This is a genomic window from Pseudoduganella violaceinigra DSM 15887, from assembly GCF_000425385.1.
Classification (GTDB): domain Bacteria; phylum Pseudomonadota; class Gammaproteobacteria; order Burkholderiales; family Burkholderiaceae_D; genus Rugamonas; species Rugamonas violaceinigra.
In genome coordinates this window covers 112306-125090 of record NZ_AUDI01000020.1, presented here as the reverse complement: position 1 = coordinate 125090, position 12785 = coordinate 112306, and the positions used below count along the sequence as shown (strand labels likewise).

11 protein-coding genes are annotated in these 12785 nt (G+C 67.3%); 5 read left to right on the top strand and 6 right to left on the bottom strand.

Annotated elements, in window-relative coordinates:
• Window positions 1–104: 104 nt before the first annotated feature.
• Genes rsmA through H597_RS0113885 form a run of 4 tightly spaced genes read right to left on the bottom strand, consistent with a single transcriptional unit; the run spans window position 105 to window position 5631 of the window.
• Window positions 105–875 (bottom strand): 16S rRNA (adenine(1518)-N(6)/adenine(1519)-N(6))-dimethyltransferase RsmA, encoded by a 771-nt coding sequence (rsmA, locus tag H597_RS0113900; protein WP_028102685.1) that lies wholly within the window; start codon window positions 873–875, stop codon window positions 105–107.
• A gap of 12 nt (window positions 876–887) precedes the next feature.
• Window positions 888–1958: a 4-hydroxythreonine-4-phosphate dehydrogenase PdxA gene (gene pdxA, locus H597_RS0113895; RefSeq protein WP_051293781.1), complete on the bottom strand. Its 1071-nt coding sequence runs from the start codon at window positions 1956–1958 to the stop codon at window positions 888–890.
• A 15-nt stretch (window positions 1959–1973) separates the two neighbouring features.
• Window positions 1974–3368, bottom strand: a complete 1395-nt coding sequence (locus H597_RS0113890; RefSeq protein WP_083941093.1) for a peptidylprolyl isomerase — start codon at window positions 3366–3368, stop codon at window positions 1974–1976.
• Between the two features lie 40 nt (window positions 3369–3408).
• Window positions 3409–5631, bottom strand: coding sequence for an LPS-assembly protein LptD (locus H597_RS0113885; protein ID WP_028102682.1), 2223 nt, complete (start codon window positions 5629–5631; stop codon window positions 3409–3411).
• A 98-nt stretch (window positions 5632–5729) separates the two neighbouring features.
• Between H597_RS0113885 and H597_RS0113880 the strand changes: the two genes are divergently transcribed.
• From H597_RS0113880 to H597_RS0113860, 5 genes are read left to right on the top strand one after another with little or no spacing between them, the layout of a single operon-like run.
• Window positions 5730–6782, top strand: a complete 1053-nt coding sequence (locus tag H597_RS0113880; RefSeq protein WP_028102681.1) for an aminoglycoside phosphotransferase family protein — start codon at window positions 5730–5732, stop codon at window positions 6780–6782.
• Between the two features lie 10 nt (window positions 6783–6792).
• The gene (gene murU, locus H597_RS0113875) at window positions 6793–7488 is read left to right on the top strand and encodes an N-acetylmuramate alpha-1-phosphate uridylyltransferase MurU (RefSeq protein ID WP_028102680.1); all 696 of its coding nucleotides are present in this window, start codon (window positions 6793–6795) and stop codon (window positions 7486–7488) included.
• Window positions 7485–8801: an aminopeptidase P N-terminal domain-containing protein gene (locus H597_RS0113870; RefSeq protein ID WP_028102679.1), complete on the top strand. Its 1317-nt coding sequence runs from the start codon at window positions 7485–7487 to the stop codon at window positions 8799–8801. The genes murU and H597_RS0113870 overlap by 4 nt, the downstream gene beginning before the upstream one ends.
• Window positions 8798–9934: a UbiH/UbiF/VisC/COQ6 family ubiquinone biosynthesis hydroxylase gene (locus H597_RS0113865; RefSeq protein ID WP_028102678.1), complete on the top strand. Its 1137-nt coding sequence runs from the start codon at window positions 8798–8800 to the stop codon at window positions 9932–9934. Before H597_RS0113870 ends, H597_RS0113865 begins: the two co-directional genes overlap by 4 nt.
• Before the next feature lie 9 nt (window positions 9935–9943).
• Complete coding sequence (locus tag H597_RS0113860; RefSeq protein ID WP_028102677.1) at window positions 9944–10804, top strand: TIGR02285 family protein; 861 nt, start codon at window positions 9944–9946, stop codon at window positions 10802–10804.
• Between the two features lie 108 nt (window positions 10805–10912).
• Here H597_RS0113860 and H597_RS0113855 read toward each other — a convergent pair whose 3' ends face one another.
• Entirely contained in the window at window positions 10913–12445 is a 1533-nt protein-coding gene (locus H597_RS0113855) for an NAD(P)(+) transhydrogenase (Re/Si-specific) subunit beta (protein ID WP_035374171.1), read from the bottom strand.
• Entirely contained in the window at window positions 12442–12783 is a 342-nt protein-coding gene (locus tag H597_RS0113850; RefSeq protein ID WP_028102675.1) for a proton-translocating transhydrogenase family protein, read from the bottom strand. The genes H597_RS0113855 and H597_RS0113850 overlap by 4 nt, the downstream gene beginning before the upstream one ends.
• Window positions 12784–12785 lie beyond the last annotated feature (2 nt).

Here is a 12785-nt window from a genome sequence, read left to right as displayed (position 1 = left end):
CATAATCACTCCCGTCTCCTCCACTTCGTAACAGAAATGGATTCAGCCCGCTCCCACCGAGCGGGCTTTTTTTTTGCAAGCCGGGGTCGAGCCCTGGCTTTTATTCAGATAGGCAGGTTGGCCAGGGCGACGTAGGCCTCGACCGGCACCGCTTCCGGGCGGTCTTGCGGGTTGATGCCGGCGGCCACCAGCTGCGCTTCGGTGAACATGCCGGCCACGCAGTTGCGGATCACCTTGCGGCGCTGCGAGAAGGCTTTCTGCACCACCGCTTCCAGGCGCGCCGGGTCGCAGGCCAGCGGCTGTTCGATCGGGATCATGCGCACGATGGCCGACTCGACTTTCGGCGGCGGGTCGAAGGCGTCCGGCGGCACGATGAACAGCATGGCCATGCGGTAGCGCCACTGCAGCATCACCGACAGGCGGCTGTAAGCCTTGGTGCCCGGCACAGCCACCATGCGCTCCACCACTTCCTTTTGCAGCATGAAATGCTGGTCCTGGACCAGGGGCGCGAATTCGGCCAGGTGGAACAGCAGCGGCGAGGAGATGTTATAGGGCAGGTTGCCCACCACGCGCAGCTTTTTCCCCGGCGGCACCGGGATATAGCTAAAGTCGAACTTCAGGGCGTCGCCGGCGTGGATGGTGAGCTGTTCGCGCCGATAGCGCTGCTCCAGGCGCGCCACCAGGTCGCGGTCCAGTTCCACCACATGCATTTGCGGCAGGGATTTGAGCAGCAGGTCGGTCATGGCGGCCAGGCCGGGGCCGATCTCCACCATGGTGTCGCCGGCGGCCGGGGCGATGGCGTCGATGATGTCGCCGAGGACGCGGTCGTCCTGCAGGAAGTTCTGGCCGAAGCGTTTGCGGGCAATGTGTTTCATAGTCTGTCTGGGTTATTGGCTGGCTTGCGCCATCTGCAGCGCCGCTTCCAGGGCGGCCTGCATGCTGGCGCAGTCGGCGCGGCCCACGCCCTGGGCCGCCAGGTCGAGCGCGGTGCCGTGGTCGACCGATGTGCGGATCAGCGGCAGGCCGAGCGTGATGTTGACGCCGTGGCCGAAGGTGGCGTATTTGAGCACCGGCAGGCCCTGGTCGTGGTACATGGCCAGCACGCAGTCGGCGTCTTGCAGGTATTTGGGCTGGAACAGGGTGTCGGCCGGATACGGGCCGCGCGCGTCGATGCCGCGCGCGCGCGCCGCTTCCAGCGCCGGCACGATGGTGTCGATCTCCTCCCGCCCCAGATAGCCGTTTTCACCGGCGTGCGGATTGAGCCCCGCCACCAGGATGCGCGGGGCGGCGATGCCGAACTTGGCGCGCAAGTCGGCCTGGACGATGTCCAGGGTCTGCGCCAGGCTGGCGCGGGTCAGCGCGGCACTGACGTCCTTGAGCGGCAGATGGGTAGTGGCCAGCGCCACGCGCAGGGGCGGCGGCCGATCGGCGCCGGCCACGGCCTGCGGCTGCCCGGCCAGCAGCATCACCACGCGCGCGGTGCCGGTCTGCTCGGCGAAATATTCCGTATGGCCGGAGAACGGCACGCCGGCGTCGTTGATGGTGGATTTCTGCACCGGCGCGGTGGCGACGGCCTCGAACCAGCCGGCGCGGCAGCCTTCGATGGCGGCGTCCAGCGTGGCCAGCACGTAGCGGCCGTTTTCCTTATCCAGCACGCCCGGCTGCACATGGGCGCCGAGCGGGATGTCGAGCGCGCACAGGCGCTCGGCGCCGAAGTGCGGCAGGCCGGCGTTGCGCGCCGCCATGGTGGTGACGGCGCTGATGCGGATCTCCGGGTCGATGGCGGCCGCGGTCATGGCCAGGAAGGCGGCGTCGCCCACCAGCACGGCATTGACCCGGTGCCGCATGGCCCAGGCCGCGCGGATGGCGATTTCCGGGCCGATGCCGGCCGGCTCGCCGGTGGTGACGGCAACGGCGGGGCGCACACCCGGGCGCCGTGCTTGCAGGTTGGCGCTCATGGTGTGCCGGCCTGCTTACTTCAGCGATTCGTCGCGGAATTCGACGTAGGCGCGGTCGCGCACCTGGCGCTGCCAGTCCTCCACCGCTTCCACCAGCTTGCGCTCGCGCAGGGCGTTGCGGGCGGCGGCGCGCTGCTTCTCTTTGGAGACGTCGTCGGACTTGCGCTCGAGCACCTCGATCAGGTGGTAGCCGAAGGACGACTCCACCGGGTCGGACACCTGGCCCAGTTTCAAGCCGTTCATGGCCTGCTCGAATTCCGGCACGGTGTCGCCCGGGTACAGCCAGCCCAGGTCGCCGCCCTTGCTGGCGGTGCTATCGTTGGAGAACAGGCGCGCCAGCTCTTCGAACTTGGCGGCCTTGTTGTCCAGGCGCTCTTTCAGTTCCAGCAGCTTGCGCTTGGCGTCGGCCGCGCTCATGGTCGGCGTGACCTTGAGCAGGATGTGGCGGGCGTGGGTCTGCTGCACGGTTTCCTGGGCGGCCGCGTCGGCCATGCTGCGCTTGTCGACCAGCTTCAGGATGTGGAAGCCGGCCGCGCTCTTGATCAGCGCCGTGTTCTGGCCCGGCTTCAGCTTGGTCAGCGCGTCGGCGAACAGCGGCGGCAGCGCGCTGGCCGGGCGCCAGCCGACGGCGCCGCCCTGCAGCGCGTCGGAGGCGTCGGAATAGGTGGCGGCCATCTTGGCGAAGTCGGCGCCGGTGCGCAGCTGGCGCAGCACTTCCTCGGCGCGCTTCTGGCGCTGGGCAATCACGTCGGGCGCGGCGTTTTCCGGGATGCGCACCATGATCTGCGCAATATTGAGCTCGAACTGCTCGGAGGCCATGGCCTTCTCGGCCGCCACGAAGCTGTCCACTTCCGCTTCCGCGATATTGATCTTGTTGTCGACCTCATACTCGCGCAGGCGCTGCATGACGATCTCTTCCCGGATCTCTTCGCGGAAGGAGGCGAAGGTGGTGCCTTCCTTCTCCATCTGGTTGCGCAGCTGCTGCACCGTCATTTTCTGCTGCTCGGCGATGCGGGCGATGGCGCGGTCGAGCATATTGTCGTCCACCCGCACCCCCATTTCCTTGGCCAGCTGCAGCTGGGCGCGTTCCACGATCATGCGCTCGAGCACCTGCTTGCGCAGTTCGCCGGCGTCCGGCAGCGCCACCTTTTGCTGCTGCATGCGCGCCACGATGGTGGCCACGCGCTCTTTCAGCTCGCGCTGGGTGATCACTTCATCGTTGACGATGACGGCGATGGCGTCGATCGCGGTATTGGCCGACTGGCCCGGCGGCGTGAAGCCCTTCGATGGCGCGGCCGCGCCGAGCGTCTTGGCCGGCGCCGCCGGGATGGCCGGCTTGGCGTTTTGCGCCAGGGCCGGAACGGCGAGGGAGGCACACAGCAGGGCAGCAGCTAGTTTGATCGAATGCATATCTGAAACGCTCATGTATCGGTTGAGGAAAGTCGAAAGCTTAACGCACGCCTTCATTGACGCGGCGATAGCCGGGAATGCTGTTTTTCAGCACCTCCAGCGGGTTGCCGAGACCGAATTTGGACAGGCCGTTCAGCTCAAGCTGGAAGAAGAACTGGGTCGAGGTCTTCTTGGCGCTGGTGACAAAGCGCTGCGCGCCCATGCGGAATACCCAGCAATCGCAGTTGTATTCCAGCCCCACCACGCTCTCGAGCAGCTTGTGTTCGCGCAGCGAGTATGACACACGGCCCACGCCGAACCATTTGGAGGAGATCGGCCACTGGGTCGACAGGTCGGCATTCTTGAAGCTGTCGCGCACATAGCGGTAGCCGGCGTTGACCACCTTGTACGTGCCCGGGGTGTACTGCAGCGTCATGCTGGAGGTGGCGACCCGGCTGGTGCTCGGGTTGTACTGCACCTCGCTGTCCAGGCCCCAGGCATTGGAAATGCGGCCGGTGGCCTTCAGCAGCATGTCGGAACGGCTGCTGTTGACCGGCGTGGTGTTGTCGATCTGCACGCGCTGGTCGGCAAAATAGAAGCGCTGGCCGAAGGTCAGGCGCATGCGCTCGGCGCCGCTCGACTCCAGGAAGCGCGACACCACGGCTGCCGTCACCTGGTTGGCGTCACCGATGCGGTCAGAGCCGACGAAACGGTTCTCGCTGAAGATCTGCGTCAGGTTGAAGGTGGGCGGCGCCGTGTCGAAGTTGGGGAAGTCGTCCTGCTTACGGAACGGCGTGTACACATAGAACAGGCGCGGCTCCAGGGTCTGGGTCAGCTTGTGCCCGCCGAGCTTGGTATCGCGTTCGAACACCAGGCCCGAATCAAGCGAGAAGGTGGGCACCGCGCGGTCCAGCGAGCGCGCCGGATCCGCGCCGAAGGCGTCGAGCTGGTAGGCGCTGGCGTTGAGCATCAGCTTCGGCGTCACGAAGTAGGACGCGCCGATGATCGGGTAGCTCAGTTGCGGCACCGCCACCACGCGGTTGCCATTGATCTTGTCGGGATGCCAGAAGCGCGTCAATTCGGCGTCCAGCTGCAGGTCGAAGCCGCCGACGTCGTATTGCGCCGCGTGCAGGTTGATGGCCGGCAGGCGGTCGTAGGGACGCGACACGAACAGCCCTTCCGGATCCTGCAGCACATGGTATTTCTGGGCGCGCGCGGTCAGGCTCCAGTATTCGCCGTGGTAGTCGGTGCGCAGCTCCTTGAGCAGCTGGCGCTCGGCCGACGAGGACACGGTCTTGGAAAAATCGTTCGGATAGTTGTTGTCCGAGGCGGCGCGCAGGTTCCAGCCGTACGTCCAGTCCTTGGCCAGGGCCTGCGTGTGCACCGATTGCAGCTGCCAGCGGTCGCGTTTGGCTTCGCGGTCGTTCGGCAGGTATTCCAGGAAGGTCCTGCCCTCGTAGAAATTGCCGGCGTCGGTTTCGCCGATATAGCGGCCCACGGCGCCCAGCTGCAGGCCGCGCCGCGCGATATAGCGCGGGAACAGCGTCAGGTCGCGGTTCGGCGCGATGTTGAAGTAGTACGGCACCAGCAGTTCAGCGCCGCCGCGCGAGGAATACGAGGGCGTCGGCGGCAGCCAGCCGGAGCGGCGCGCGCCCGACAGCGAGAACGACAGCGCCGGCGTGCCCAGGATCGGCACGTCCTTGAAGTAGATCAGGGTGGCGCCGGCGGTGCCGACGTCGCGGCCCTGGTCCAGGTCGAGCGAACGCGCCTTCAGGTACCAGTCCGGGTTCGGGCCCTGGCAGGTGCTGTAGGTGCCGTCCACCACTTGCGCTTCGTCCTCGCTCAGGAAGTTGATGCGCTGCGCCTTGCCCTGGGCGTTGTTCGCTTCCAGCTGGTAGGTCGGGTTCAGCATGTAGCCGCGCCCCGTTTCCATGTTCAGCTTCACTTCATCGGCGGTGTAGTAGTCGCCGAAGCGCCAGATGCGCACGTTGCCCCTGGCCTCAAGCTCCTGCTCCACCTGCTGGAAGTTGGCGGCGTCGGAGGTGACGCGCGTCTTGTCGTGCACCACTTCGACGTCGCGCTGCAGCTGCACTTCGCGTTCCGGGCGGCCGGCGATATCTTCGGCGCGCACGGTGGTGACGGCATTCTTGTCTTCCACATGCGGCGGACGTTTGACGACGGCATGCGTCTGGGCATGGGCGGACACCGCGGCAGTGGCGGCGGCGATGGCGGTCAAGGCGAACGCCCAGCGCTTGGAGTTGGGAGGAGCCAGGAACCGGGTCATGGATGGTACGCGTGAGACACCATAAAGGCGATTTTTTAATGTGAATCCCTTATTATATGGGAATCTTTACCCATTACTGGAATACGCAGGCTGTTTCAATGTCTTTATTATCTAATTTACCATCTCCGGCCGCCGATGCGCGCCTTGCCGCCCTCACCGAATGGCTGCAGGGCAGCGGCCTGGTGGACGCCGCCTCGGCCCGTCCCGCCTCCGAGGACGCCAGCTTCCGCCGCTATTTCCGCGTCGACGTCCTGCCCGAACACCGCGCCGCCCACGGCGCCACCCTGGTCGCCATGGATGCCCCGCCCGAGCGCGAAAACGTGGCCGCCTTCGTGAAAGTCGATGGCCTGCTGGCCGCCGCCGGCGTCTCGGTTCCGGCTATCGTCGCCCAAAACGTGGAAAAAGGCTACCTGCTTTTGTCGGACCTGGGCCGCACCACCTACCTGCAGGCGCTGAACCACGATTCGGCCGCCACCCTGTACGCCGAAGCGCTGTCGGCGCTGGTGAAGATCCAGCAGGCCAGCGCGCCCGGCGTGCTGCCGGAGTTCGACCGCGCCTTCATGCTGCGCGAGCTGCATCTGTTCCCCGAGTGGTACATCGGCAAGCACCTGGGCGCCACCCTGGGCGACAAGCAGCAGCAGGAACTGGAGAAGGTGTTCGAGGCGATCGTCGCTAACTGCCTGGCCCAGCCCCAGGTCTTCATGCACCGCGACTACCATTCGCGCAACCTGATGTGGATGGACGAGGGCAATCCCGGCATCCTCGACTTCCAGGACGCCGTCTACGGTCCGATCACCTACGACTGCGCCTCGCTGCTGCGCGACGCCTATGTGGCGTGGGACGAGGAGCTGGTGCTGGACTGGCTGATCCGCTACTGGCAGCACGCGCGCAGCGCCGGCCTGCCGGTGACCAAGGACTTCGACGATTTCTACAAGGACTTCGAGTACATGGCGCTGCAGCGCCACCTGAAGATCCTCGGCATTTTCTGCCGCCTGAACTACCGCGACGGCAAGCCGACCTACCTGGGCGATCTGCCGACCGTGATGGAGTACGTGCGCAAGACCGCCAACCGCTACCGAGAGCTCAAGCCGCTGGTCAAGCTGCTCGACGCGCTCGAAGGCAGCGCGCCGCAAGTGGGCTACACCTTCTGAGGGGCGCCGCATGAAAGCTATGATCCTCGCCGCCGGCCGCGGCGAACGTATGCGCCCCCTGACCGACAGCTGCCCCAAGCCGCTCTTGACCGTGCGCGGCCGGCCGCTGATCGTCTGGCATATCCAGAACCTGGTGCGCGCCGGGATCACGGACATCGTGATCAACCACGCCCACCTGGGCCACATGATCGAGCAAGCGCTGGGCGATGGTGCGCAGTTCGGCGCGCAGATCCGCTATTCGCCGGAAGCCGAAGCGCTGGAAACGGCGGGCGGCATCGCCAACGCCCTGCACCTGCTGGGCGATGCGCCCTTCCTGGCGCTGTCGGGCGACATCTACTGTCCGCACTTCGACTTCGCCGAGGCGCGCGACGTGCTGAAGGACAAGGACCACCGCGGCGACCCGTATCCGGCCGAGGTGCGCGATCTCGCCTGGGTCTGGCTGACGCCGAACCCCTGGCACAACCCGCAAGGCGACTTCGCCCTGAACCTGTACACGATTTCCGGCCAGGGTGAGCCGAAGTGGAATTTCGCCAATATCGGCGTCTACCGTCCCGAAATGTTCGCCGGCATCGCGCCCGGGCAGAAGGTTGGCCTGGGCAAGCTGCTGTTCGAATTCGCCGACCAGGGCCGCATCGGCGGCGAGATCTACCAGGACGAATGGGTCAACGTCGGCACCGTGCAGCAACTGGAAGAACTGAACGCATGAAACCCTACTCCGACCGCCGCGCGCGCCTGCTGGCCATGCTGGAGCCGGGCAGCGTGGCGGTCATCGGCACCGCGCCCGAGGTGGCGCGCAACGCCGACACCGAATACCCCTACCGCCACGACAGCTCCTTCTACTACCTGACCGGCTTCGCCGAGCCGGAAGCGGTCTTGGTGCTGGCCGCCGCGCGCGGCGCCAGCCCCGCGCAGGCGATCCTGTTCTGCCGCGAAAAGCATCCGGAGTCGGAAATCTGGGACGGCTACCGCTACGGCCCGGACGCCGCGCGCGCCGCGTTCGGCTTCGATGCCGCCTACCCGGTGGGCGCCCTCGACGAGCATATGGTGCGCCAGCTGTCCAACGCCAGCGCCCTGTACGCCCCGCTGGCGCGCGGCGGCGAAGCGCAGCAGCGGCGCTGGTTCGACGGCGTGCGCAAGCTCGCGCGCGGCGGCACCAGCGCGCCGCCCGTGCTGCGCGACCTGCCGCCGCTGGTGGACGACATGCGCCTGTTCAAGGACGACCATGAAAGCGCCGTCATGCTGCGCGCCGGGGCGATTTCCTGCGGCGCCCACGCGCGCGCCATGCGCTTCGCCGGCCAGCACGGCGCCGGCATCCACGAATACGAGCTGGAAGCGGAACTGCTGCACGAGTTCCGCCGCCACGGCGCCCAGTACCCGGCCTACACGCCGATCGTGGCGTCCGGCCCGAATGCCTGCGTGCTGCACTACAACGCCAACAACCGCCGCATCCAGGACGGCGACCTGGTGCTGATCGACGCCGGCTGCGAACTCGATGGCTACGCCTCCGACATCACCCGCACCTTCCCGGTGAACGGCCGCTTCAGCGCGGCCCAGCGCGCGCTGTACGAGCTGGTGCTGGCGGCGCAGCAAGCCGCCTTCGACGCCATCCGTCCCGGCCGCAAATACCACGACGCCCACGACGCCGCGGTGCGCGTGCTGGCGCAAGGCATGCTGGACTTGGGCCTGCTGCAAGGCGCCCTGGAGGACGTGCTGGCCGAGAAACGCTACGCGCAGTTCTATATGCACGGCACCGGCCACTGGATCGGCATGGACGTGCACGACGTCGGCCTGTACCGCGACACGGCGCGCGAAGACAAGCCCTCGCGCCTGCTGCAGCCGGGCATGGCGATGACGGTGGAACCGGGCATCTATGTGCGCCCGGCCGGCGGCGTACCGGAAAAGTACTGGAACATCGGCATCCGCATCGAAGACGACGTGATCGTGCGCGAAGGCGGCTTCCAGCTGTTGACCGGCGGCGCGCCCAAGACGGTGGCCGAGATTGAAGCCTTGATGAAATGACTGACTACGATATCGCCATTTGCGGCGCCGGCCCGGCCGGCATGGCGCTGGCGGCGCTGCTGGTGCGGCGCGGCGCCGACCCGGCACGCCTGGCGCTGGTCGACGCCAAGCCGCTGGCGCAAGCCATGCAGGACCCGCGCACCCTGGCCCTGTCCTACGGCAGCCGCCAGATCCTGGAGCAGGTCGGCGCCTGGCCGATCCACGCCACCGCCATCCATGAAATCCACGTGTCGCGGCGCGGCCATTTCGGCCGCAGCATGATCACGCGCGACGAACATCAGCTGCCGGCGCTGGGCTATGTCACCCGCTACGGCGCCATCGCCGAAGCGCTGGGCAATGTCTGCGCCCGCCTCGGCGTCGCCGCGCTGCGCCCGGTGCGCGTGAGCGGCAGCGCGGAAGCGGCCGACGCCGTCACCTTGCACCTCGCATGCGAAGGCGAGGGCCCGCGTGCGCTGCGCGCCGCCGTGCTGGTGCAGGCCGAAGGGGGCCTGTTCGGCGAGCAGCAGGCGAAAGAAGAGCAGCGCGACTACCGCCAGAGCGCCATCATCGCGCAAGTGAACACCAGCGCCCCGGTGGCGCACCGCGCCTACGAGCGCTTCACCGGCGAAGGCCCGCTGGCCCTGCTGCCGCAGGACGATGGCTACGCGCTGGTCTGGTGCGTGCGCCCGGACTCGGCGCAGGCCCTGCTGGCACTGGACGAGGCCAGCTTCCTGGCCAGGCTGGGCGAAACCTTCGGCGATCGCCTCGGCACATTCACGCATGCGACGCGTCGCCTGGCCTTCCCGCTCGGACTCAATGCCGGCGCCACCGGCAGCGCGCGCAGCGTCGCCATCGGCAATGCCGCGCAAACCCTGCACCCGGTGGCCGGCCAGGGCCTGAACCTGGGCCTGCGCGACGCCGCCGAACTGGCGCGCTGCCTGGCGCGCGGCGCGACGCCGGCAGCGCTGGCGCAATACGCCGCCCTGCGCCGGCAGGACCGCAAGCTGGCGGTGCGCCTGACCGACACCATGGCGCGCATCTTCGCCAACGACTCCTCGCTGCAGCCCCTGCTGGGCCTAGGGCTGGCCGCGCTCGATGTCGCCGCCCCGGCCCGCGCCGTGCTGGCCGAACTGATGATGTACGGCCGGCGCTAAAGGAAGAATATGCGCCGCCCCGCCTTCGCCCTGCTCGCCATCGTGCTGGCGCCCGGGGCGCAGGCGCGGGACACCATGTCCTGGCTGATGCCCGACATTCCGCCCGCCTCGATGCCGGTGAACGGCAAGCCCAGCAACGGCTTCGCCGACCAGATCGTGCTGTACATCAGCGCCCGCTGGCCCGAGGTGGAGCACCGCTTCGTGTACGCCAATCCCAAGCGCTCCTGGCTGATGATCGAACGCGGCGAACGGGCCTGCGTGGTGGCGGCCCTGCGCAATGCCGCGCGCGAAAAACTGGCCTACTTCGTCGACACCAGCCTGGTGCCGCCGCCGCAGCTGGTGGTGCAGCCGGGCACGTTGTCGCGCCTGCCGCTCAACGCCCATGGCGAAGCCGATATGGAAAAGCTGATCGCCGATCCGGCCTTGCGCGGCATCGTCGTGGAACGGCGCAGCTACGGCGCGGCGGTCGACGAACTGATCGCCGGCCGTCCGGCCGGCTCGCGGCTGGAGACCACCTCGGTCGGCGATTACGGGCGCAACGTGCTAAAGCTGGTGGCGCACGGGCGCGCCGACTACACCCTGGACTACGACTATGCGCTGCAATACGCCAGCAGCCGCGATCCCAGCATCGGCACGCTGGCGACGGTGCCGATCGCCCAGAACAACAAGCCCCTGCTGGGCGGCATTGCCTGCCCGCGCAATGCCTGGGGGCAGGCGGCCGTGCGCCGCATCGACCGCATCGTCGGCACGCCGGAAGGCGCAGCCGCCATGCTCAAGGCACAGGACGACTGGCACACGCCGGCATCGCGGCGGCGCTACGCCAGCGAGCTCAGCGAGTTCCAGCGCCAGCGCTCGCATCCCGGCAAATAAGGGCAGCGTCACGGAAGAGCCCGTGGCAACCTTGGGGTCAGGCTCTTGGGTTGCCACGCGTGGCAACCCAAGAGCCTGACCCCAAGGTTGCCACGGACCCGGCCGTACTTACTCGACGGCTTTGACCATGTCTTCCAACACTTTCTTGGCATCGCCGAACACCATCATGGTCTTGTCCATGTAGAACAGCTCGTTGTCCAGGCCGGCATAGCCGGACGCCATCGAGCGCTTGTTGACGATGATGGTCTTGGCTTTGTAGGCCTCGAGAATCGGCATGCCGGCGATCGGCGATTTCGGGTCTTTCGCCGCCGGGTTCACCACGTCATTCGCGCCCAGCACCAGCACCACGTCGGCCTGCGCGAATTCGCTGTTGATGTCCTCCATCTCGAACACCTGGTCGTACGGCACTTCGGCTTCCGCCAGCAGCACGTTCATATGGCCGGGCATGCGGCCTGCCACCGGATGGATCGCGTACTTCACCGTGACGCCGTGGTGGCCCAGCTTTTCGACCAGTTCCTTCAGCGCGTGCTGGGCGCGCGCCACCGCCAGGCCGTAGCCGGGCACGATGATCACGGTCTCGGCGTTCTGCATCAGGAACACGGCGTCGTCCGAGGAGCCCGACTTCACATTGCGCTGCTGCTGCGCGCCGCCTGCCGCCGCGGCGGAGGTGTCGCCGCCGAAGCCGCCCAGGATCACGTTGAAGAAGGAGCGGTTCATGGCCTTGCACATGATGTAGGACAGGATGGCGCCCGAAGAGCCCACCAGCGAGCCGGCGATGATCAGCATCGAGTTGTTCAGCGAGAAGCCGATGCCGGCCGCCGCCCAGCCCGAGTAGGAGTTCAGCATCGACACCACCACCGGCATATCGGCGCCGCCGATCGGGATGATGATCAGCACGCCCAGCAAGAAGGCGATCGCCGTCATGAGCAGGAACGGCACCCAGGCCGGTTCGCTGCCGCCGCTGAACACGAACACCAGGCCCAGGCCGACCATGATCAGCGCCAGCACCAGGTTCAGCATGTGCTGGCCGCCGAACACCACCGGCGCGCCCTGGAACAGGCGGAACTTGTATTTGCCGGCCAGCTTGCCGAAGGCGATCACCGACCCGCTGAAGGTGATCGCGCCGACAAAGGTGCCGATGAACAGTTCGATGCGGTTGCCGATCGGCAGGGCATCGCCGCGCGCCGCGATGCCGAAGGCGTGCGGTTCGGCCACCGCCGCGACGGCGATGCAGACCGCCGCCAGACCGATCAGCGAGTGCATGGCCGCCACCAGTTCCGGCATCTTGGTCATCTCGACGCGCTTGGCGAGGAAGGCGCCGATGCCGCCGCCGACCGCCACGCCCAGCAGCACCAGGCCCAGGCCCAGGCTGCCCGAGCCGGAACGCGCCGGCACGTCCATGCCGACGGAACGCGCGGCCGCCGCCAGCGCTTCCGCGCTTTCGGCAGCTGCCGCCGCATCGGCCTTCAGGCGCAGGATCAGCGCCACGGTGGTGGCGGCGGCAATGGCCATGCCGGCCATGCCGAAGGCGTTGCCCTTCCGGGCCGAGGCCGGCGACGACAAGCCTTTCAGCGCCTGGATGAAGCAGACCGACGCGATCAGGTACATCATCGTGACCAGGTTCATGGTGATGAAGCTCATGCGTTGGCCTCCTTCTCGGACGATGCGGCGGCGGCGGGCGCCGCCTTGGGCTTCTCCTTCTTCTTGAACATCTCCAGCATGCGCTGGGTGACCAGGAATCCGCCGAACACATTGACCGCGGCCAGGGCCACGGCGAGCGTGCCCATGATTTGCCCGACCAGGCCCTCGGTCAGCGCCGCCGCCAGCATGGCGCCCACGATGATGATGGCCGATACCGCATTGGTGACCGCCATCAGCGGCGTATGCAGCGCCGGCGTGACGTTCCAGACCACGTGGTAGCCCACATACACGGCCAGCACGAAGATGATCAGGTTGATGATGGTGTGACTGACTTCCATGC

Bases quoted from the DNA above. Each gene is read 5' to 3' on its own strand.
- rsmA (WP_028102685.1), bottom strand. From the start codon at position 875: ATGAAACACATTGCCCGCAAACGCTTCGGCCAGAACTTCCTGCAGGAC.
- pdxA (WP_051293781.1), bottom strand. From the start codon at position 1,958: ATGAGCGCCAACCTGCAAGCACGGCGCCCGGGTGTGCGCCCCGCCGTT.
- H597_RS0113890 (WP_083941093.1), bottom strand. From the start codon at position 3,368: ATGCATTCGATCAAACTAGCTGCTGCCCTGCTGTGTGCCTCCCTCGCC.
- H597_RS0113885 (WP_028102682.1), bottom strand. From the start codon at position 5,631: ATGACCCGGTTCCTGGCTCCTCCCAACTCCAAGCGCTGGGCGTTCGCC.
- H597_RS0113880 (WP_028102681.1), top strand. From the start codon at position 5,730: ATGTCTTTATTATCTAATTTACCATCTCCGGCCGCCGATGCGCGCCTT.
- murU (WP_028102680.1), top strand. From the start codon at position 6,793: ATGAAAGCTATGATCCTCGCCGCCGGCCGCGGCGAACGTATGCGCCCC.
- H597_RS0113870 (WP_028102679.1), top strand. From the start codon at position 7,485: ATGAAACCCTACTCCGACCGCCGCGCGCGCCTGCTGGCCATGCTGGAG.
- H597_RS0113865 (WP_028102678.1), top strand. From the start codon at position 8,798: ATGACTGACTACGATATCGCCATTTGCGGCGCCGGCCCGGCCGGCATG.
- H597_RS0113860 (WP_028102677.1), top strand. From the start codon at position 9,944: ATGCGCCGCCCCGCCTTCGCCCTGCTCGCCATCGTGCTGGCGCCCGGG.
- H597_RS0113855 (WP_035374171.1), bottom strand. From the start codon at position 12,445: ATGAGCTTCATCACCATGAACCTGGTCACGATGATGTACCTGATCGCG.
- H597_RS0113850 (WP_028102675.1), bottom strand. From the start codon at position 12,783: ATGGAAGTCAGTCACACCATCATCAACCTGATCATCTTCGTGCTGGCC.